Genomic DNA, 21,601 nt, shown 5'->3' on the forward strand with positions numbered 1-21,601 from the left:
TTTATTTTATGACTAAAACTTCATATACTTCAAAAATATTAAATGGAATTTTTACATAAATTGTTTTAAAAAATTCATTTTTCTTATCTTCTACTCTTGTTACACTTCCTATATAAATTCCTTTTTTATAAATATCACTTATTCCCGAAGTATAGACTTTATCTCCTACTTTAATATTATTATCACTTGTTACATCCTCGATTTCTAATATTTCTGATTTCGCTCCTTTTAATATTGCAAGTATATTTTTTTCTCCTATAATTACACTTGTATAAATATTTTCTTTTGTTATCATTTCTACAATCGAATTAGTTTTATATACCTTTTTTACTTTCCCTAATAAATTATTTTTATATAAAACAACTGAATCTTCTTTTATTCCATCATCTGAACCTTTATTTATAAAAAATTCATCATATACACTTAGTGCATCTCTAAAAGAAACCTTAGCTATTACAAAATCTTCTTTTATTTCTGACTTGATATTTAATATTTCTTTTAATCTATTATTTTCTTCTAGAACATTTTTTAAATTATTATTTTCTAAAATCAATTTATAATTTTCACTCTTTAATCTGTTATTTTCTTCTAGAATCAAATTTATATTTTTTATATTATCTACAGTATTTTTCGCACCTCTAGAAACTTTATAAAAAAATATTTTAAAAGGCAAAACTACTCCATTTATACTATTTTTTACAATATTCAAAGGCATTTGGAATAATAATATAATTATAATTAATAAAAACAAGAGTAATCTTAATCTTTTTTTTCTTTTTATATCCTTTATTTTCATAATTTGCACTCCTAATTAAGTTTCTAATATTATATAATAAATAACCTCGTTTGTAAAGTTGAGCAATAAAAAAAGGGAGCTAAGCTCCCTCAAATTTTTTTTACATCATTGGCATTCCACCTGGCATTCCACCAGACATTCCAGCTCCTAAATCATCTTTTTTTTCTTTTTTTTCTGCTACAACTACTTCTGTTGTTAGAATTAATGCTGCAACTGAAGCTGAGTTTTGAAGCGCTGATCTAGTAACTTTTGCAGGATCTATTATTCCAGCTTTTAACATATCAATATACTCTTCTTTTGCCGCATCAAATCCAATTCCTTTTTCAGAATTTTTAACTTTTTCAACAACAACTCCACCATCAAGTCCTGCATTTTCAGCAATTTGTCTAAGTGGAGCTGTAAGAGCTCTTTTTATTATTTCTACTCCTACTCCTTCTTCTCCTTCTAGTTTGAAATCTTCCATTTCTTTTAATATTTCTACTAAAGCTGTACCTCCACCTGGAACTATTCCTTCTTCTACAGCAGCTCTTGTAGCATTTAAAGCATCTTCTATTCTTAATTTTTTCTCTTTAAGTTCTGTTTCAGTAGCAGCCCCAACTTTTATTACAGCTACTCCACCAGATAATTTTGCTAATCTTTCTTGTAATTTTTCTTTATCATATTCAGAAGTTGTTTCAGAAATTTGAGTTTTTATTTGATTAACTCTAGCTTCTATTTTATTTTCTTCTCCAGCTCCACTTACAATTACTGTTTCATCTTTTGTTACTTTTACTTTTTTAGCACTTCCTAAAGTATCTAAGTCTACTTCTTCTAATTTCATACCTTTTTCTTCTGAAATTACTTCTCCACCTGTTAAAATTGCTATATCTTCTAACATAGCTTTTCTTCTATCTCCAAATGCAGGAGCTTTTACTGCTACTACATTTAATGTTCCTCTTAATTTATTTACAACAAGAGTTGTTAAAGCTTCTCCTTCTATATCTTCTGCTATTATTAATAAAGGTCTAGATGATTGAACTGTTTGCTCTAATAGAGGTAATAATTCTTTCATATTAGATATTTTTTTATCGGTTATTAAAATATATGGGTTTTCCATTTCAGCAATCATTCTTTCAGTATCACTTACCATATATGGAGACACATATCCTTTATCAAATTGCATACCTTCAACTACATCTAGCGTAGTTTCTAAAGATTTTGCTTCTTCTACAGTTATTACTCCCGTTTCTCCTACTTTTTCCATAGCTTCTGCTATAAGTTTTCCAATTGCTTCATCTCCAGCAGAAATAGATGCTACTTGAGCTATCTCTTCATTACCTTCTATTTTTTTAGATTTTTCTTTTAATAATTCAACCGCTTTTTTTATTCCTTTTTCCATTCCTCTTCTTACAAATACAGGATTTGAGCCAGCACTTATCATTTTCAATCCTTCTTTTACCATAGCTTGAGCAAGCACTGTTGCTGTTGTTGTCCCATCTCCTGCTACATCATTTGCTTTTGTTGCTACTTCTTTTACAAGTTGGGCTCCCATATTTTCAAAAGGATCTTCTAATTCTATTTCTTTTGCAATAGTTACTCCGTCATTTGTAATTAAAGGAGAACCAAATGATTTTTCTAATACAACATTTCTTCCTCTCGGTCCAAGTGTCGCTTTTACAGCATTTGCTAGAGTATCTACTCCTATTTCAAGTTTTTTTCTTGCTTCTTCATTAAATTTTAATATTTTTGACATTCTTCATTCCTCCTTTTGTCTTAATATGAATTAAAACAAATTATTCAACTATCGCTAATATATCATCAATATTTAATAATAAATATTTTTCTTCACCATCTTTTATTTCAGTTCCTGCATACTTTGAATATACTACTTTATCTTTTATTTTTAAATCTTCTAATTTTTCTCCTTTTCCTAAAGCAATAACCTCTCCAGTAGTAGGTTTTTCTTTAGAAGATGAGCTCGGTAAAATTAATCCACTTGCTGTTTTTTCTTCCAATTCAACAGGTTTTACTAATACTCTTTCACCTAATGGTTTAATTGTCATTTTTAAAACCCTCCTTTTTTTATTTTATTTTATTTTTATTAGCACTCACTTAAAAAGAGTGCTAAATACTTACATATGTATAATATTATATTTTTAATTTCTTGTCAATAATTTTTTTGAAAATTTTTATTGATTATTTTAAATTTTTATGATAAAAAAAATTATTTATTTCAATGTGGGAGGATATATATGAAATTAACTGAAAATATTTTAAATTTTTCAAAATCTCAAGATGAACCATTTTTTATATTTGATACTAATATTATTAAGGAAAATTATAATTTATTAAAAGAAAATATTAACTATTCAAAAATTTATTATGCTGTAAAAGCTAATTCGCATGAACGTATAATCAAAACTTTGATATCATTAAATTCTTGTTTTGATGTTGCCTCAATTGGTGAACTAGATTTAGTATTAAATTTAGGTAGTTCACCCGAAAATATTAGTTTTGGAAATACAATAAAAAAAGAAAAACATATTAAATATGCATATGATAAAGGAGTTCGTTTGTTTGTTGCTGATGAATTTGATGAAGTCAAAAAGATAAGTAGAGTTGCTCCAAATTCTAAATTATTTATAAGAATTGAAATGAGTGATTCTGATTCTGACTGGCCACTTACAAAAAAATTTGGCACAAATATTGAAAAAGCAAAAGATTTATTAAGATACGGAAAAAAACTTAATCTTATTCCATATGGAGTATCTTTTCATGTGGGTTCTCAATGCTATGATAAATATATGTGGAAAAAGGCTTTATTAGAAGTTTTTGATATCTTTGAAACTTTAAAATATGAGGATATTCATTTAAAATTTATAAATACTGGTGGAGGAATGCCTGTTCAACATCTTAGAGAAATACCAAAAATAAAAGATATTTGCCATATAATAAATGATACTATCTCTGAATATTTTTCAAATTATTCAGATCTTATCGTTGCCGTTGAACCAGGTCGTTCTATGGTTGGAAATAGTGCTATCTTATGCTCTAATGTTATACTCGTTTCTCAAAAAGAAAAAAATGAATGGGTTTATATTGATACTGGTATTTTTCATTCTTTAATGGAGGCGATAGAAGGTTTTCAATATGAAATAGTTTGTCCCTTTAATAAAGGTAAAGAAAAGCTTTATACTCTATCTGGGCCTACTTGTGATAGTGTAGATACTCTTTATGAGGAGATACATTTACCTAATGATATAAAAATTAATGATAAAATATTTTTTATTAATGCTGGTGCTTATACTACTGGATACGCAAGTAAATTTAATGGTATTTTACCACCAAAAATATTTTTTATTGATGAAATATAAAAAGACCTCAAAATTTGAGGTCTTTTTATTTTAAATTAGTTACCTTTTTTAGCTTCTTCAAATTTAGCCCAAACACCAGATTTAACTAAAATACTTTTTACAGTTCTTGTAGGTTGTGCTCCATTTTTTAAGAATTTAATTATTTCTTCTTCATTTAATACAACTCCATTTTCTTCAACTAATGGATTATAAGAACCTAAATAAGCGATAGCTTTACCATCTCTTTTACTTAAAGCTTCCATCGCAGCAATTCTGTAAAAAGGTGCTTTTTTTCTTCCTAATCTAGTTAATCTTAATTTTACCATTCTGTTTATCTCTCCTTTATTCTTATTTATTTATTATATATTTATTTAAAAAGGAAATTTCATACCAGGAATTTTTGGCATGCTTCCTCCACTAAACATTTTCATCATTTTTTTCATTTGTTCGAATTGTTGAAGTAATTTATTTACTTCATGAACATTAGTACCGCTTCCTTTTGCAATTCTTTTTTTTCTACTAGCATTAATAATTTTAGGTTTACTTCTTTCTTCTTTTGTCATTGACTGAATTATAGCTTCTACTTTTTTCATTTCTTTTTCAGCTGGTGCTAAATCACCAATTTGATTTGCTCCAGGAATCATTTTCAATAAATTACTAATCGGCCCTAATTTCTTTATATTTTGCAATTGTTTTAAAAAATCTTCCAAATCAAATTCTTGTTTTTTTATTTTTTCTTCAAGTCTTTTAGCTTCATCTTCATCAATAGCTTCTTGTGCTTTTTCTACTAAAGACACTACATCTCCCATTCCTAAAATTCTTGAAGCTAATCTATCAGGATGAAAAAGTTCTATATCTTCTAATTTCTCTCCAACTCCAATAAATTTAATTGGTTTACCTGATACAGCTTTTATTGATAATGCTGCTCCACCTCTAGCATCTCCATCTAACTTTGTTACAACAACGCCATCTATGTTAAGAGTTTCATTAAATTTTGAAGCTACATTTACAGCATCTTGCCCTGTCATAGCATCTACAACTAATAAAATTTCTTGAGGTCTTGCCATTTTCTTTATTTCTTTTAATTCATCCATTAAATTTTCATCTATATGAAGTCTACCAGCAGTATCTAAAATTATATATGTTGCATGTTCTTCTTTTGATTTTGTTATTCCTTCTTCACATATTTTTACAGCATCTTGGCTTCCTTCAATAGTAAATACTCCAACTCCAATACTTTCTCCTAATACTTGAAGTTGTTTCATAGCAGCAGGTCTATATATATCTGCTCCTACTAAATATGGTTTTTCACCTTTTTTCTTTAAGAATTTTGCCAATTTTGCTGCAAAAGTTGTTTTACCAGCTCCTTGAAGTCCTGCAAGCATTATTATTGTAGGTGGTTTATTTGCTTTTGTTAAGCGTGCATTTGTCCCCCCTAATAGTTCCACTAATTCATCATGAACTATTTTTATAAATTGTTGCGCTGGATTAATTCCTTTTAACACAGTTTCTCCAACTGCTTTTTCTTTTACTTTTCCTACAAATTCTTTTACAACTTTATAATTCACATCTGCTTCTAATAAAGCAAGCCTAACTTCTTTTAATGCATCTTTTATATTACTTTCATTAAGTACTCCATTTCCACGTACTTTTTTAAATATTTCTTGAAATCTATTTCCTAAATTATCAAGCATTAAAACACCTCTTTTATTGAGCTTCTAATAATTCTATAATTTTTTTAATCTCATCTATTTTATACTTTTTATCTATTTTTCTTAATATACTTAAGATTTTTTTATCTCTATGAAAAAATCCTAGTTTTTTTTCATAATCTTCAAGTATTTTTATTCCTCTTTTTATATTATCATATACAGCTTGTCTACTTACAGCATATTCTTTAGCTATTTCTGATAAAGAATAATCTTCTTCAAAATGTTTAAGCATATATTCTTTTTGTCTATTACTTAGTAAATTTTTATAATAACTAAGTAATAGAGAAGTTTCCATAAACTCTTTTAGCTCCATTTTTAGCTCCTACATTATAATATTTTTATTATTTTTTGTCAAGTGTTTTTTCTTTACAACTAGTTTAATTTTTCTATTTCTATATACTTAGTTTTTATCCCTTTTTTAGTAAAAAGTTCTTCAAATTCAGTTCTAATATTTTCTATTCCTTTTTCATCATTATGCAAATCATCTGTATTATAAATAACTTTATAACCTTTAACAGATTTTAATAATTCTAAAGTATCTTTATAATATCCCTCATGATCTGTTTTAAAAAATATTTTTCCACCTTCTATCATTATTTTATCTATTATATCTGTAAATAACGATTCTTGAATAATTCTATTTTTTTCTCGTCCATCCCATGGGTCTGGAAAATTAATATACATTCCACTAATTTCTTTTTCGCCAATAAATTCTGGTATTTCTTGCCCCCATCTACGTATAAATAAAATATTATTTAAATTTCTTTTTTTAGCTTTTATCGCTGATAGTACAAGTCTTTTAAATTTTAATTCTATTCCTATAAAATTTTTATTTTTATGATTTTCTGCATTTTTTACAGTAAAATTACCATTTCCACTTCCTATTTCTAAATATATAGGATTTTTATTCTCAAAATAATCTTTCCATTTATTTTTTTTATTATTAATCTCATTCTTATCATACATTATATATTTGGGATAATCCTTTAATTTTTCCATATATGGATTATAGTTTTTTTTAGGATTATCAAAAAAATTTTGCCACATTATATTCCTCCAAATTGACTTATATTTTATTAAAATTCTATCTATTTGTCAAGCATTCTATCTTTACTTAATTGTTAAATTAAATACTTTATTAAGTGCTTCTGTATTTTCATTAAAAAAATCTTTTATCTTTTTTGCTACATCTTTTTTATCCTGCATTTCTATTTTTTTTATACTCTCTAAAAAATCTTTTTCTGATTCAACTTTATATCCAATATTATAATTTAAAATTTTTTCTGATATATATTTTACATTTTGCAAATATTTCCCAAATATTGGTGTTTTATTATATCCTAATGGTTCTAATAAACTATGCCCACCTATATTCACTAGTGTTCCTCCAACAAAACTAATATCACTAAGTGCATAAAATTTTCTAAGTACTCCAATTTTATCTATTATTACTATATCTACATTTTTATTTTCTTTTTTACTATATAAACTATAATTTCTATTTTTTATTAATTCTTTTATTTTTTCTACTCTTTCAAGATGTCTAGGTACAATAAATAATATTGTATTTTCTAGTTTGTCAAATATATTTAATAAAATTTCTTCCTCGCCGTCTCTAGTACTACCTGCAACAAATACTTTTTTATTTTCAATTTTATACATTTCTTTTATTTCATTTAATTCTTTTTTATCATATTGTTCTAGTTCTATACTAAATTTTAGATTTCCTGTGTTAACTACTTTTTCTTTTTTAGCGCCTAATTTAATAATTCTTTCTCGATCTATATTACTTTGCATACAAAACAAATCTATTTTATCAAATATTTTTTTTAAAATAAATTTAAATTTCAAATATATTTTATATGACTTATCTGATATTCTTCCATTTATCAAATAAATTTTTACATTATTTTTATATGCAATATTTATAAAATTTTTCCATATTTCTGTTTCTATTAAAAATACTTTCTTTATTTTCATTTGTTTAAATATTTTATTTAATACAAATGGATTATCTAATGGAAAATACTCTAATTTTATTCTAGTATCTGTATACTTTTTTTTAGCATTTTCATATCCTGTTTCAGTAATTACTGTTAAAAGTATATTTTCGTTTGTTTCATTTAATATTTTATTTATAAAAGGTTTTATTAGATTTGTTTCCCCAACAGATGCACAATGTAACCATATATACTCTTTATCTTCTTTTAAATTAAAATTAAATCTTTTTAAGAAAAAAATTCTATGTCTTTTAAATAGCATTCCTATAGCATATATTATCATTAAAAAAATATTATATATCATTTCTCCTCCACTTTATTAAGATTTAATATTAATATCGCAATAAATATAAGAGTTCCTCCTAAAAAAATTGTAAAATTATTTGCTTCATTTAAGAATATTATTCCCATTATAGATGCAATAAATATTCTTGTTGCTGAAAGTACGCTTCCTTCAACTGCTGATACATATTTATATCCTTTTGTAATGGTATATTGTCCTAAAAAAGATAGTATTCCCATTATTAATAATAATAATAATTCTTTTAGATTAGGCATTTTAAACATATAAAAAAACATTATTAGTGTAACTAAAGTTCCTATATTCATCAAATAAAAAAGTATTGTACTAGGTTTATCTGTAAGTCTTGCTGCTCTTAATGAAACTATTGCAAGTCCTGCGACAACGCCCATTAAAATTCCTAAAACATCTGCTATCTCAAAACTGTTTAATTGTATTCCTGATATAAGATATGTTCCGTAAAAAGCCAAAATTACTGCAAATATTTTTTTCAAATTAAAAGTTTCATTTTTTAAAAATATAGGTGCAAATATAGCCACAAATATAGGGTATGTCATATTATAAATATTTGCTTTTGTTGTAGTTGTAAGTTGTATTGTTACAAAAAATAATATAACTGCAAAAGTATTTAAAAAAGCTCTTGCATATACAGCTTTTTTATTAACTGGTTTTATATTTTGATTATATCTTATTTTATTTCCCCATACAATAATCATTCCTATTAAAAATCTAAAAAAAGATACTTCTACTCCTGGAATATTTCCATTTTTTGTTATTAATTTTACTGAAATCGACATTAAATAAAAAAATATAACTGAAAGTAAAATATATCCGTATCCTTTTATTTTATCAACATTCATTAATTTCTCCTAACTATACATTAATTTTATAAAATTTTTTTTAATCTTCTTTTTTATTTTCTATAAAAAAATTGAGATTCAAAAGTTTTACCTTTGAATCTCTATAATTTGTTATTCGTTTACTTTTTCAGCTAATTTTTTACCAACTTTAAATTTAACTACTTTTCTAGCTGGTATTGTCATAGCTTCTCCTGTTTGAGGATTTCTTCCTATTCTTTCTTTTGTTTGTTTTACTTCAAATGTTCCCCATCCAACAAATTGAACAGCTCCTTTATCTATTAAGGCAGTTTGTACAGCTTCTAAAAATCCTTCTACTTGTTTTGTGGCTTCTTTTTTACCTAATTCTGCATTTTCCGCGTAGATTTCAATAAGTTCTTTTTTAGTCATTTCTTTCCTCCTTAAGTCTTTGTCACAATTTCTTATTATACTTATTTTTTTGATTTTGTAAAGCTTTTTTTAATTTAGTACTTCATCAAGACTTACCATTTTAATATTTTCTTTTTCAATTTCATTAATACTTTCTTTTATAGCTTTAGCTACATTAGGATGATAATGTGCAATAAAAGCAGCTTTTTTCCTTTTTTTTGTTATTTCAATTGCTTTTTTGATCTCTTTTTTTATTGCTTCAATATTTTTATCATTATCTAAAAAATGCATACAATAATTTGTTTTAATTCCCATTTCTTTTGCCAATTTATATCCTTTTGATTTTGAAGTAGTTCTACTATCAAAATAAAATAATCCTTTTGATTTTGCTTCATCTAATATAACTTTCATTTTATCATTTGACGCAGTAAATACAGACCCCATATGATTATTAAAACCTGATACTTCCCCTACATTTTTAAGTGCTTCATTAAATTTTTCTCTTATTAATTCATTACTCATATTTTTATATACAAGTCCTTTAGTTCTATCATTAAGATTTTTTAAGGATCCTTCCATAGGCATATGTAAAATAGTTTCATAACCTAATTCTTTAAGCTTTTCATTTGATTCTTTTGATTTTGATAAAAAAGGTATTATTGCGAAAGTTAACGGTTTATCTATTTCTTTAAAATCATTTATATATCTTAAATTATTTCCTACATCGTCTATAATTATTGCCATTTTTATTCTTTCTAACATATGAGTATTAATCACTATTTTTAATTCATTTTTATTATTTTTAAATAATATTTTATTATCTTTTTTATCTATAGTAAATAATTTTGATTGTAAAAGTTCGTTGAATTTTTGTTCATTATCATCATAAAATTCTACATCTAATTCTAGTTTATCCGTTTCAATTATTTTGTTTATTTTAATTAAATTATTATTATTTAAAAATGATAAGCTTATTTTAAAGCTTTCTATTTCTTTATTTTCCATCTGTATTCTTTCTTTTTCTTTTTTCATTATATTATAATTATAAATAAAAAAAGATGTAAATAAAAAAATTATAACACTCCCTAGAATATAAAATTTCTTTTTCCCCATAATTCCACCTCATTATATTTTCATATATGATAATATTTTTTCTACTACTTCATCAATAGTTAATTTGCTTGTATCTAATTCAATTGCATCTTCTGCTTTTTTTAATGGACTTTCTTCTCTTTCACTATCTAATTTATCTCTTTTTATTATTTCTTTTAAAGTTTCATTATAATCAGCTTTTATTCCTTTTGATTCATAATCTTTAACTCTTCTATTTGCTCTTTCTTCTGGAGAAGCAACTAAAAATATCTTTAATTCTGCATCAGGAAAAACAACCGTTCCTATATCTCTTCCATCTATTACTATTTTTTTACCTTCAGATATTTTTCTTTGTATATCTACTAGTTTTTCTCTAATAATTTTTACTGCAGCATATTTTGATACATTTGAAGTAACTTCTTTTGTACGAATATCAAAGCTAACATCTTTGTTATCTAAAAAGAATTTATCTTCTTTTATATCAAAATTTGTTTCTTCTAATATTTTTTTTATTTTTTCAATTTCTTCCACTTGAATATTATTTTCTAAACACTTATACGTAATCATTCTGTACATTGCACCTGTATCAAGATAAACAAAACCATCTAATTTTTTAGCAACTAATTTTGATACTGTACTTTTTCCACTTCCTGCTGGTCCATCTATTGCTAATACATATCTCTTCAAAACTTTTACACCCTTTCCTTATTAAACACTCTTTACTGTAAATGCTATCCAATCTTTCGATTCATTTTTATCAATTACTTTAAGATTTTGATTTTTAATAGCATTTAATATATCTTGTTCTTTATCTTTAATTATACCTGATAAAATTATTATTCCATTTTCTTTTAATACTTTTGAAATAGAATCTAACAAAAGTATTAAAACATCTGGTAAAATATTAGCTACTACTACATCAAATTTTTTTTCTTCTACTTTTCCTAGTAAATCACCATGTATAACTTTAATTGTTTCATCTATTTTTATATTATTTAACTCTAAATTTTCTTTTGCAGCTTCTACTGCATCTTCATCTATATCTATTCCCCATACCTCTTTCGAACCTAACATTTTAGCGACAATCATAAGTATTCCAGAGCCTGTTCCTACATCTATTACATTTACATTTTCATCTATATATTTTTCCATAAGTTGTACACATAAATATGTTGTAGGATGACTTCCCGTTCCAAAAGCCCTTCCTGGATCAAGTTCTATTATTTTTTCATTTTCAGAAGCATTATATTTTCTCCAAGTAGGTTTTACTACAAAATGTTCACTAATCTTTTCTGGGTACAAATATTTTTTCCAATTTTCAAGATAATCCTCATCATCTAATTCATAAAATTCTAAATTATATATCAAGTCTTCTCTTTTAGAAAATTTTTCATTAAAAGATTCTATAATTAATTTTTTCTTCTTTTCGAAATAAAAGTTTTTTGGAAAATAAACAGAAATAGCATAAGTATCTAGTAAAAATTGTTTTTCATTTGAATAATAATCCAATGGATTTTTCTCAAATGGTTCATCTATTTTTACTCCTTGTATTCCAAATTCATATAAAAAATTTATAATTTCTTCTTTTGCTTTTTCATAATTCTCTGCTTCATACGTTACTTTTAATTCCACTAGTTTCATTTTATCACCTAATCTAATATTTTTTTTAATTCATCTGAATACATATCAAGTTTTATAGGTGTTATTGAAATAAACCCTTGTTTTACTGCTACAAAATCTATTTCTAAATCTTCTCCTTTTTCAGAAGCTTTGCCACCTAACCAATAATATTTGTTCCCTTGAGTATCTATTCTTTCTATAATATTATCTAAATATCTTCTATCTCCTTGTTTTGTATATACATATCCCTTTATATCTTCGTTTACTATATTTGGTACATTTATATTTAATAAAGTATCTTTTGGAAATTTAATGTTTTTTATTTTATCACAATATTTTACTATAAAATTTGCAGCTGTTTCAAAGTGATTATTATCTAATATATCACATAAAGATAAAGCTATTGATTTTACTCCTAATAAACTTCCTTCTGCTGCTGCTCCAAAAGTTCCTGAATAAAATATATCTGTTCCTAAATTTGTTCCTTTATTTATTCCAGATATTACAAGATCAATACTTTTATCTTTAAATAATTTTAATAAACCGATTTTTACACAATCTGCAGGTTTACCATTTATTCCATATCCAAAAAATTTTCCATCTCTTTCAATTTCTTTTATTCTTAATGGCGAATGTAATGTTATTCCATGTCCTGCTCCACTTTGTTCATCTAATGGTGCTGTTACATATATTTTATGTCCTGCTTTTTCCAAAAAATTCTTTAAAATTTTTATTCCTTCAGCATATATTCCATCATCATTTGAAATAAGTATATTCAATTGCTTTCTTCCTTTCTAATCCAAATCTCTAAAAAATTTTCTATGTATATTAAAAGTGTATTAAATAGTATTATAAATCCAAAACTTATATAAATAAGTTTAATTTCTTCTTTTATTTCAAATATATTTATATAAACAAATAAAACTATCCATATTAAAGGAATAAATATCCCACTAATTAAATAATTAAATCCTTTTATTATTTCTCCTTTTAAAAGTTTATTTACTCCAGGAAAAATAGTTGAAAAAATATTAAGTGCTATTTTAAAAAAATTAGGGGTTTCTTGATTATTTTCATCGTTTTCAAATTCTAAATCCTTTTCACTTAAATTCATTAGCTTAAGACTGCAAGATTTACAATAAAATACTTTATCTGGATCTTGAGAGATAACATCTATCTCTTTTCCACATCTAATACACTTTTTCATATACCCTCCATTTTATATAAAATCTAATTCTTCTAAAGACACATCTATTCTATTGAATTCTTTTACATTTTTATTATCATCTAAAATTAATTCTACACCATTTAATCTTATGTTATCATTTCCAATTTCAAATTTTGAAGGCAAACTATTTAAAATTTAGGTAAAACACTTTCTATTGTCATTCCTATAATACTATCATGTGATCCTGTCATCCCTATATCTGTAATATAAGCTGTCCCTTCGCTTAATATTCTATTATCAGCAGTTTGTATATGCGTATGTGTTCCATAAATAGCTTTTACTTTCCCATCTAAAAACCATCCTAAAGCTACTTTTTCTGATGTTGCTTCAGCATGAAAATCTACTATTATTATATCTGTTTCTTTTTTTATTTCATTTAATATATTTTCTATTACTTCAAAAGGTGAATCTACAAGTGGCATAAAAACTCTTCCTTGTAAATTCACTACTGCTATTTTTTCACCATTTTTAGATTCTTTTATAATATAACCACTTCCTGGAACACTTTTTGGATAATTTAAAGGTCTAAGAAGTGCATTGTTTTCATCTAAATATTTGTATATTTCTTTTTTATCCCATATATGATTTCCACTAGTTATAACATCTATTCCATATTCAAAAAACTCATCTGCTATCTTAGTTGTAATTCCAAATCCTGCAGCAGAATTTTCGCCATTAACAATTATAAAATCATATTCTTCTTTTTTTCTTTCTAAAAATTCATATAATATTTTTCTTCCTGGTTTTCCTATTATATCTCCTATAATTAATATTTTCATATAATACCTTTCTAATGTTTACTTATAGAATTATAAATGGCGACCAAGTAAGTCGCCATTATTATTTATTTTGCGTATTCTACAGCTCTAGTTTCTCTAACAACTGTAACTTTAATTTGTCCTGGATATTGCATTCGTTCTTCTATTTTTTTAGCTACTTCTCTTGACATTATTGTTGCTTTATCATCATTAATTTCTTCTGCATTTACAATTATTCTTATTTCTCTTCCTGCTTGTATAGCATATGAACTTTCTACTCCTTCAAATGATGTTGCAATTTCTTCAAGATTTTCTAATCTTTTTAAATAAGTAGATAATGTTTCTCTTCTTGCCCCTGGTCTAGAAGCCGATATAGCATCTGCTGCTTGTACTAAAACTGATTCTACACAAGTAAATTCTTCTTCACCATGATGCGCCGCAGCTCCATTATAAACATTTTCTTTTTCACCAAATTTTTTAAGAAATTCTGCTCCAATTATAGCATGAGACCCTTCTATATCATGATCTAAGGCTTTTCCTATATCATGTAAAAGTCCAGATCTTTTAGCTAACTCTACATTACATCCAAGTTCAGCAGCTAATGTTGAAGCTAAATTAGCTACTTCTATAGAGTGTACTAATACATTTTGACCATAACTTGTTCTATATTTTAATCTTCCTAAAGTTTTAATGATTTCTGGATGCATATCTGTAATTCCTAATTCAAATAATGCTTGTTCTCCAGCTTCGACAATAGCTTGATTAACTTCTTTAGTTGCTTTATCAACACTTTCTTCTATTTTAGCAGGATGAATTCTTCCATCTTGAACTAATTTTTCTAAGGCTAATTTTGCTATTTCTCTTCTTACACCATCAAAACTCGAAACAACTACTGCTTCAGGTGTATCATCTATAATTACATCTACTCCTGTAAGTGCTTCTATTGCTCTTATATTTCTTCCTTCTCTACCTATTATTCTACCTTTCATTTCTTCATTAGGTAATTGAACAACCGATATAGTTGCATCTACTACATATTCTGATGCAGCTTTTGATATTGCAGTTGAAAGTATTCTTTTTGATATTCTTTCTTTATTATCTTCTAGTTTATTTTCGTATTCTCTTATAACAACAGCAGTTTCATGAGTTAATTCTTCTTTTATTTTATCTAAAAGAATTTCTTTTGCTTCTTGTTTTGATAATTCAGCTACTCTTTCTAATTCTAGTTCTTGTTTTTCTTTCAATTTTTCTATTTCTTCAATTTTAACATTTAATTCTCTTGATTTTTCTTCTAAATGTTTTTCTTTTGTTTCAATTTTTTCTAATTTATTATCTACATTTTCTTCTTTTCTTATAATTCTTTGTTCTTTTTTATCTATTTCAATTTTTGCAGCTTTTATTTCTTTCTCTGCTTCTTCTTTCATTTTATAAATTTTTTCTTTTGTTTTTATTTCTGTTTCTCTTTTTATATCTTGAGCTTTCTTTTTTGCTGTTTCCACTATATCTTCTGCTTCAATTTTAGCATTTTCTAATTCTTTTATTTTTCCTTTTAATTGCTCTAGTCTACTATCTATATTTTTCTTTTTATAGTAAAGTGCTAAAAATATTCCGGCAACCAATATTGTAGCGGAAGCTAGTAATACTATATTCATAACTTCTCCCTCTTTCTGTATTAGTTTATAATGTATTCTTGATCAACTTCTATAACTGTATATTCTTCTATTATTTCAAATGTTGCTAATTTTTGATCAAGTCTACTTATTCTTACCCTTGCGACAGGTAATGTTCTAGTTGCCAGTTTTTCTCCTGTTCTATTATCAAATACACTTGGTAATACACTGCTTAGTATATAAGTATCACCTAATGTAGCATTGGGAATTATTCTTCTATCTATAGTTACTTGAGTATTCCATCTTGTGATAATTCTAACTCTTTTGTAATTATCTTTTTGGTCATAATATATAGATTTTAATATTTTTCTTACTTCTGGAAGGTGTGAAATAGTTCTTGACATTTCATATACTTTATCATATTTTTTTTGGTCATAATAAAGTTTTAATAAACTTAATTTTATTTCTTCAGAATCATTATATTCTAAAGCTTTATTAAAATTATATTCTGCTAAAACAAAATTTTTATTATCTGCATAAACTTTTCCTATTTTATAATAATATATATAATTTTCTGGATATGTTTCTATTGCTTTTTTCATAAGTACCATAGCTTCATTTGTACTATTATTCTTTAATAAACTTATAGCTTCATAATAGTAATTATCTGCTTTTTGTTTGTCTTTTTCTATCCTTTTTACATATTCAATTGACGGATATTTATTTAAAATAATATTATATTCTTTATTTAAATATAAGTATTCTAAAAATATATTTTCAAGTGCTTCTTTATTTTCTAAAGTATCATATATTTGTAAAAGTGCTGTTGTTTCGTTATTTAACATTAAATAATTAAACAATTTCACTCTAACATCATCATCTGTTGTAATTAATTCCTTAAATAATTTACTTACTTTTTCACTATTATTTAACTCATAATTTATTTTAAAATAAAGAAGTTTAGCATCTTCATAGTCAGGAACTTCATTTAATACAAGTTCTAGACTATACATAGCTTTTTTATAATCTTTTTGATTGTAATATTCTTTAGCATTTTTATATTCTTCGTATATATTCGCTGAAAAAATATTTATTACTAAAGTAAAATATATAATTATTAAACTAATTTTTTTTGGATTTTTCATAATATCCACCTATTTAAATTTTAATTTTGTTTAAAAGCTTTCTAAAGCCTCGTTTTCATTATTATAAATATCAAATAATTCATCTAATCCAACCATTTCAAAAATTGTAGAAATATGTGTATTTAAATTCACTAATTTTAAATCTCCATCTTTTTCCCTAATTTCTTTTAATCGTCCTCTTAATATTCCCATCGCTAAACTATTGATATGTACTAATTCTTTAAAATCAATTATAATTTTTTTCACACCATTTTCTGTTAATTTTATTAACTTATCTTTTAATTGAGGTGCAACTAACGCATCTAGCTCTCCTTTTACTCTAAGTATAACAGTATCACCTATTTTTTCTTCTAGTATTTCAAAGTTAGTTACCATATACTTCCCTCCTTATAATTTTTTTAAAGCTTCTATTCTAGTTCCTCTTTTTTTTACTATAATTTCTAAACTATCAACAAGTCCTCGAACTATATTTAGACCCATTCCACCTTCTTCTTTACTATGTCCTTCACCTTTAAAACCACTTCCAAAATCTTCAACAATGATAAATATTTTTCCATCTTTAATTTTTAATTTTAATTCTAATTCTCTTTTATCATCTTTTGAAAAATATGCGTGTTCTACTACATTTGTACATAATTCATCAATTATTGATATTAGTTGAAATATATTTTTTTCATCTATTTTATTGTTTATTAAAAAATTTTTTACGGCATTTCTTATTTTACTTAAAAGCTCATATTTTGCTTCTACTTTTAAAAAAAAATTTGTATTCATTTATGTTTACCCTCTTTCACTAAAAGAGATAAATACCCATTTTTCATTAACAAGTTTACTATTTATTTCAAAATAAAAACTATCATCAAAATAACTTATTATTAATGGAACTTTTGTTATATCTCTTCCAAATTTTATTTTTCCAAAGTAAATTTTTGCTTTAGTAATATTATATTTTTTCATATTCTTAATAATTAATTCGTTTTCTAAAGTATCTAAAGTACTTTCTTTTAGTAAATTATACTTCGAATCTTTTAATTCTTGTTTTATATTACTAAGAAGCTCTCGTAAATCTTGTTCTTTTTTTAATTTGTATTTTAACTTTTGCCGTAAATAATCTTGTTTTTTACCTTCTTTAATATACTTCAACATTTCTTTTGCGTTTTTAAGATCCCAATTTTCATAGTAATAATAGAACTTTTTTTCATAAACTGGCATTTCTTGTTTTTTCTCTAAATTACTACAACTTATTATAAATAAAGTTATAATAAAAATAAATATTTTTTTCAAAACTACCCCCTAAGGTATCAATTTATTTTATCATACTCTGATTAAATACGCAAGTTGAATTAAACGTTAAAAATCTCTAATATATTTTCTATAATCTCCTCTTCAGCTTGCTTATCTAAGTCAAACCAAATAATATCTTTTTCTTTATTAAACCAAGTAAATTGCCTTTTTGCATAACGTCTTGTTTCTCTTTTTATTATTTCTTTTGCTTCATTTAATGTGATTTTCCCTTCAAAATATAAAAATAGCTCTTTATAACCTATAGCTTTTATATTCTCAATTCCTTTTTTATAATTTTCATATAGAAATTTTGCTTCATTTAAAAGACCTTCATTAAACATAATATCGACTCTTTTATTAATTCTATTATATAAAATCTCCCTATCTCTTTTTAATCCAATCTTAATAAAAGTATAATTGTTATTTTTTATATTTTTATTTCTTAATTTCGAATATTTTTCATTTGTAATTAGACAAACTTCTAAGGCCCTCTCTACTCTTATTCTATTTTTTAAATCAATAGCCTTATATGCCTCAATATCTATTTTTTTTAATTTCTCACATAATTCTTCTAAAGTATATTTTAGTAATTCTTTTCTTATCTCTAAATTACTTTCTGGTAAACTAGATAATCCTTCTGTTATACTTCTAATATAAAGCCCTGTTCCACCAGCTAATATAACATTCTTTCCATTAAGATTACTTAGTACTTCATTGACTCTATTATAATATTCGCCTACACTATATTTATGTGTTGGCTCTATTTCATCTATTAAATAATGTTTCACTCCTTCCATCTCGTTTTTTGTTATTTTAGCTGTTCCTATATCCATATATTTATATACTTGCATAGAATCACTAGAAATTATATCTGCATCTATTTTTTTTGCTAATTTTATTGAAAGTGATGTTTTACCAACTCCTGTTGGGCCTGCTATAACAATTCCTTTATTCATATTTCACCTACCTAATACTTATTTTATTTATTATAATTTAAAATTCCCTTAGATATAATGAAATACTTTTATACCTAAGGGAAATTATTATTCTACATACTCAAATTCAAATCCTTCTATTCTAATTACATCTCCATCTTCAATCCCATGTTTTTTTAATTCTTTTTCTAGACCTAAATTTTTTAACATTCTAATAAAACTAACTATTCCAGCATCTCCATTGAATACATAAGTATTCAATATATTATCTATAATCTTTCCTGTTACTTCAAATGTACCATTTTCATCTATTGTTACTTCCCAATCTTTTTTATCTTTTTCTATTTCTGCTATTACATTTTCTACTTCTACTTCTTCTTCTAAAGGTTCTCTTTCTATTTTTTCTAACATAACTAATGTTTCATCAAGAACTTCTTTTAACCCATCATTTAACAATACAGATACTGGAAATAATTTTAGTCCTTTTTTTTCTATATATTTTTTAAATTTTTCATATTTTTCATCATCATATATCATATCCATTTTGTTTGCTAACACAATTTGAGATTTTTTAGATAATTTTTCACTAAATTTTTGAAGTTCATTATTTATTTTTTCAAAATCATCTATTGGATCTCTCCCTTCTAATCCAGCTGCATCAACTATATGATATATCATCTTACATCTTTCTATATGTTTTAAAAATTTATCTCCTAATCCTACCCCTTCATGTGCCCCTTCGATAAGTCCTGGAATATCAGCAATAACAAATGATTTATCGTGATGTTTCACTACTCCTAATTTAGGTGCTAAAGTAGTAAAATGATAATTTGCTACTTTAGATTTTGCCGCTGAAACTTTATTAATCAAACTTGATTTCCCTACACTAGGATATCCTACAAGAGCTACATCAGCTAATAATTTAAGTTCTAATTTTATTTTTAATTCTTTTCCTTCTCTTCCTTTTCCTGCTAAAGTAGGTGCTTTTCTTATAGAAGATTTAAAATGAATATTTCCAAGTCCTCCTTTTCCACCTTTTAAAAGAACTCTTTTTTCTCCTTCTTTATTTAAATCTAATAATAATTTTCCAGTTTCTATATCTCTAACCATAGTTCCAACAGGTACTTTAATTACTAAATCCTCTCCTGTTTTCCCATACATTTTCTTTTTAGCACCATTTTTACCATCTTCTGCCTTAAATAATTTTTGGTATTTAAAATCTATTAATGTATTTATATTATTATCTGCTATAAAAATAATGCTTCCACCATCTCCACCATCTCCACCATCTGGACCACCAAATTGGACATGTTTTTCTCTTCTAAATGTAGCCGCTCCATCTCCACCTTTACCCGCTTTTACTGTTATTATAGCCTCATCTATAAACATATTTCCTCCTTAATTTACTACTCTTTTTAAACATTTCAGATAAAATCAATATAAAAATAAAATTTATTTCCTTATATTATATATAATTTCATTTATATTTTAAACAATTTTATTATTTCTATTCACTCTATCTTTAATAAAAATTTGTTTTAATAAAAAAATCCCGGGCTTGCCGGGATAATTAATTATTCTGCAGGATATACAGATACTTGCTTTCTATCTCTTCCTAATCTTTCAAATTTTACAAATCCATCAACTAAAGCAAACAGAGTAAAATCTTTACCTTGTCCCATGTTTGTCCCTGCGTAAAATTTGTTTCCTCTTTGTCTAACAATTATATTTCCAGCTTTTACAAATTGCCCATCATATCTTTTTACTCCAAGATATTTAGGATTTGAATCTCTTCCATTTTTTGTAGAACCCGCTCCTTTTTTAGACGCGAATAATTGTAAATTTATCATTAACATTAGTTTGCCTCCTTTTCAACAACTTTTAAAAACTTTGGATACTGCTTTTCTATTTCTTTCAACATTATACACATAGACTCTAAAATAGCGTCTATTTCTTTTCTATGTTGTATTACTTTTTTTTGTATTTTTATAGAAGATATATCAAGTTTTAAATAACCTGTATCTTCATCTATTTTTATAGCTGCTGGAATTTTAAGATATTCTGTTATTCCAATAGCTGATTGTTGGCTTATAGCTGAAATAGCTGAACATACAATATCTTCTCCGCTATTTGCGTACCCACTATGCCCTTCACCATAAAACCCAATAATTTTATAATTTTTTCTTACAATTGTAAACTTTGTCATTATGCTTCTATTGATTTTATTTCTAATTGAGTAAATAACTGTCTATGTCCCATTTTTCTAGCAGAAGCTTTTTTAGGTTTATATTTAAAGTTAATTACTTTTTTCCCTTTTCCTTGAGCTACTACAGTCGCTACAACTTTTGCTCCTTCTACGAAAGGTTTACCAACTTTAATTTCACCTTCATTTGCTACTAATAACACTTCATTTAATTCAACTTCTTGATTTAATTCAGCATTTATTTTTTCTACTCTTATTTTATCTCCTGCCGCTACTTTGTACTGTTTTCCTCCAGTTTTTATTACTGCGTACATGTTTTCACCTCCAAAATATTTTCGCTAACTTAAGGCTGCTGAAAG

Annotated in this window: 26 protein-coding genes and 1 pseudogene; 1 reads left to right on the forward strand and 26 read right to left on the reverse strand. The window is 25.3% G+C overall.

The genetic code is table 11. The features are described 5' to 3' along the window. Window position 1: 1 nt before the first annotated feature. The 3 genes from mreC to EV215_RS07385 all read right to left on the reverse strand — a co-directional run bounded on the left by mreC (window position 2) and on the right by EV215_RS07385 (window position 2,838). Window positions 2-796, reverse strand: a complete 795-nt coding sequence (gene mreC, locus EV215_RS07375) for a rod shape-determining protein MreC (RefSeq protein ID WP_134113362.1) — start codon at window positions 794-796, stop codon at window positions 2-4. A gap of 100 nt (window positions 797-896) precedes the next feature. Further along, entirely contained in the window at window positions 897-2,528 is a 1,632-nt protein-coding gene (groL, locus tag EV215_RS07380; protein WP_134113363.1) for a chaperonin GroEL, read from the reverse strand. Window positions 2,529-2,568: 40 nt separating this feature from the next. Beyond that, the gene (locus tag EV215_RS07385; protein ID WP_134113364.1) at window positions 2,569-2,838 is read right to left on the reverse strand and encodes a co-chaperone GroES; all 270 of its coding nucleotides are present in this window, start codon (window positions 2,836-2,838) and stop codon (window positions 2,569-2,571) included. Window positions 2,839-3,027: 189 nt separating this feature from the next. On the opposite strand from EV215_RS07385, the gene EV215_RS07390 reads away from it, so the two are divergent. After that, on the forward strand, window positions 3,028-4,149 hold the full coding sequence (locus EV215_RS07390; RefSeq protein WP_134113365.1) for a type III PLP-dependent enzyme: 1,122 nt from the start codon (window positions 3,028-3,030) through the stop codon (window positions 4,147-4,149). Between the two features lie 35 nt (window positions 4,150-4,184). On the opposite strand, the gene rpsP is transcribed toward EV215_RS07390, so the two are convergent. From rpsP to rplU, 23 genes and pseudogenes are all read right to left on the reverse strand, one after another. After that, the gene (rpsP, locus tag EV215_RS07395) at window positions 4,185-4,454 is read right to left on the reverse strand and encodes a 30S ribosomal protein S16 (RefSeq protein WP_134113366.1); all 270 of its coding nucleotides are present in this window, start codon (window positions 4,452-4,454) and stop codon (window positions 4,185-4,187) included. Window positions 4,455-4,499: 45 nt separating this feature from the next. Next, window positions 4,500-5,822 carry a signal recognition particle protein gene (ffh, locus tag EV215_RS07400; protein ID WP_134113367.1) on the reverse strand — a complete coding sequence of 441 codons (1,323 nt, stop codon included), beginning with the start codon at window positions 5,820-5,822 and terminating at the stop codon, window positions 4,500-4,502. 13 nt (window positions 5,823-5,835) lie between these two features. Next, window positions 5,836-6,153, reverse strand: coding sequence for a YlxM family DNA-binding protein (gene ylxM, locus EV215_RS07405; protein ID WP_134113368.1), 318 nt, complete (start codon window positions 6,151-6,153; stop codon window positions 5,836-5,838). Between the two features lie 59 nt (window positions 6,154-6,212). Further along, window positions 6,213-6,887, reverse strand: coding sequence for a tRNA (guanosine(46)-N7)-methyltransferase TrmB (gene trmB / locus EV215_RS07410; RefSeq protein WP_134113369.1), 675 nt, complete (start codon window positions 6,885-6,887; stop codon window positions 6,213-6,215). 63 nt (window positions 6,888-6,950) lie between these two features. Next, window positions 6,951-8,144, reverse strand: a complete 1,194-nt coding sequence (locus tag EV215_RS07415) for a 3-deoxy-D-manno-octulosonic acid transferase (protein WP_134113370.1) — start codon at window positions 8,142-8,144, stop codon at window positions 6,951-6,953. Then, complete coding sequence (locus EV215_RS07420) at window positions 8,141-9,001, reverse strand: DMT family transporter (RefSeq protein WP_134113371.1); 861 nt, start codon at window positions 8,999-9,001, stop codon at window positions 8,141-8,143. Before EV215_RS07420 ends, EV215_RS07415 begins: the two co-directional genes overlap by 4 nt. 111 nt (window positions 9,002-9,112) lie before the next feature. Then, window positions 9,113-9,388: an HU family DNA-binding protein gene (locus EV215_RS07425; RefSeq protein ID WP_134113372.1), complete on the reverse strand. Its 276-nt coding sequence runs from the start codon at window positions 9,386-9,388 to the stop codon at window positions 9,113-9,115. A gap of 69 nt (window positions 9,389-9,457) precedes the next feature. Next, complete coding sequence (locus EV215_RS07430) at window positions 9,458-10,480, reverse strand: divergent polysaccharide deacetylase family protein (protein WP_134113373.1); 1,023 nt, start codon at window positions 10,478-10,480, stop codon at window positions 9,458-9,460. A gap of 12 nt (window positions 10,481-10,492) precedes the next feature. Beyond that, on the reverse strand, window positions 10,493-11,146 hold the full coding sequence (cmk, locus tag EV215_RS07435; RefSeq protein ID WP_134113374.1) for a (d)CMP kinase: 654 nt from the start codon (window positions 11,144-11,146) through the stop codon (window positions 10,493-10,495). A gap of 21 nt (window positions 11,147-11,167) precedes the next feature. Next, window positions 11,168-12,100, reverse strand: a complete 933-nt coding sequence (gene prmA / locus EV215_RS07440; RefSeq protein ID WP_134113375.1) for a 50S ribosomal protein L11 methyltransferase — start codon at window positions 12,098-12,100, stop codon at window positions 11,168-11,170. Window positions 12,101-12,108: 8 nt separating this feature from the next. After that, on the reverse strand, window positions 12,109-12,858 hold the full coding sequence (surE, locus tag EV215_RS07445; protein WP_134113376.1) for a 5'/3'-nucleotidase SurE: 750 nt from the start codon (window positions 12,856-12,858) through the stop codon (window positions 12,109-12,111). Next, window positions 12,855-13,286, reverse strand: a complete 432-nt coding sequence (locus EV215_RS07450; RefSeq protein WP_134113377.1) for a hypothetical protein — start codon at window positions 13,284-13,286, stop codon at window positions 12,855-12,857. Before EV215_RS07450 ends, surE begins: the two co-directional genes overlap by 4 nt. A 12-nt stretch (window positions 13,287-13,298) precedes the next feature. Continuing rightward, window positions 13,299-14,086, reverse strand: a pseudogene (locus tag EV215_RS07455) (TIGR00282 family metallophosphoesterase). A gap of 65 nt (window positions 14,087-14,151) precedes the next feature. Continuing rightward, window positions 14,152-15,717, reverse strand: a complete 1,566-nt coding sequence (gene rny, locus EV215_RS07460) for a ribonuclease Y (RefSeq protein ID WP_134113378.1) — start codon at window positions 15,715-15,717, stop codon at window positions 14,152-14,154. 20 nt (window positions 15,718-15,737) lie between these two features. Further along, a complete protein-coding gene (locus EV215_RS07465) occupies window positions 15,738-16,820 on the reverse strand; it encodes a tetratricopeptide repeat protein (protein ID WP_134113379.1) in 1,083 nt (360 codons plus the stop codon). Between the two features lie 30 nt (window positions 16,821-16,850). Continuing rightward, complete coding sequence (locus EV215_RS07470; RefSeq protein WP_134113380.1) at window positions 16,851-17,195, reverse strand: STAS domain-containing protein; 345 nt, start codon at window positions 17,193-17,195, stop codon at window positions 16,851-16,853. Between the two features lie 12 nt (window positions 17,196-17,207). Further along, window positions 17,208-17,594, reverse strand: a complete 387-nt coding sequence (locus EV215_RS07475) for an ATP-binding protein (RefSeq protein ID WP_134113381.1) — start codon at window positions 17,592-17,594, stop codon at window positions 17,208-17,210. A gap of 6 nt (window positions 17,595-17,600) precedes the next feature. Then, complete coding sequence (locus EV215_RS07480; protein ID WP_134113382.1) at window positions 17,601-18,104, reverse strand: hypothetical protein; 504 nt, start codon at window positions 18,102-18,104, stop codon at window positions 17,601-17,603. 59 nt (window positions 18,105-18,163) lie between these two features. After that, window positions 18,164-19,060, reverse strand: coding sequence for a tRNA (adenosine(37)-N6)-dimethylallyltransferase MiaA (gene miaA, locus EV215_RS07485; RefSeq protein ID WP_134113383.1), 897 nt, complete (start codon window positions 19,058-19,060; stop codon window positions 18,164-18,166). Between the two features lie 87 nt (window positions 19,061-19,147). Beyond that, the gene (obgE, locus tag EV215_RS07490; RefSeq protein WP_134113384.1) at window positions 19,148-20,428 is read right to left on the reverse strand and encodes a GTPase ObgE; all 1,281 of its coding nucleotides are present in this window, start codon (window positions 20,426-20,428) and stop codon (window positions 19,148-19,150) included. Between the two features lie 185 nt (window positions 20,429-20,613). Then, window positions 20,614-20,895: a 50S ribosomal protein L27 gene (gene rpmA / locus EV215_RS07495; RefSeq protein WP_134113385.1), complete on the reverse strand. Its 282-nt coding sequence runs from the start codon at window positions 20,893-20,895 to the stop codon at window positions 20,614-20,616. After that, window positions 20,895-21,245, reverse strand: coding sequence for a ribosomal-processing cysteine protease Prp (locus EV215_RS07500; RefSeq protein ID WP_134113386.1), 351 nt, complete (start codon window positions 21,243-21,245; stop codon window positions 20,895-20,897). Before EV215_RS07500 ends, rpmA begins: the two co-directional genes overlap by 1 nt. Continuing rightward, window positions 21,245-21,556 carry a 50S ribosomal protein L21 gene (gene rplU / locus EV215_RS07505; protein ID WP_134113387.1) on the reverse strand — a complete coding sequence of 104 codons (312 nt, stop codon included), beginning with the start codon at window positions 21,554-21,556 and terminating at the stop codon, window positions 21,245-21,247. Before rplU ends, EV215_RS07500 begins: the two co-directional genes overlap by 1 nt. Window positions 21,557-21,601 lie beyond the last annotated feature (45 nt).

The organism is Hypnocyclicus thermotrophus (assembly GCF_004365575.1).
Classification (GTDB): Bacteria; Fusobacteriota; Fusobacteriia; order Fusobacteriales; family Fusobacteriaceae; genus Hypnocyclicus; species Hypnocyclicus thermotrophus.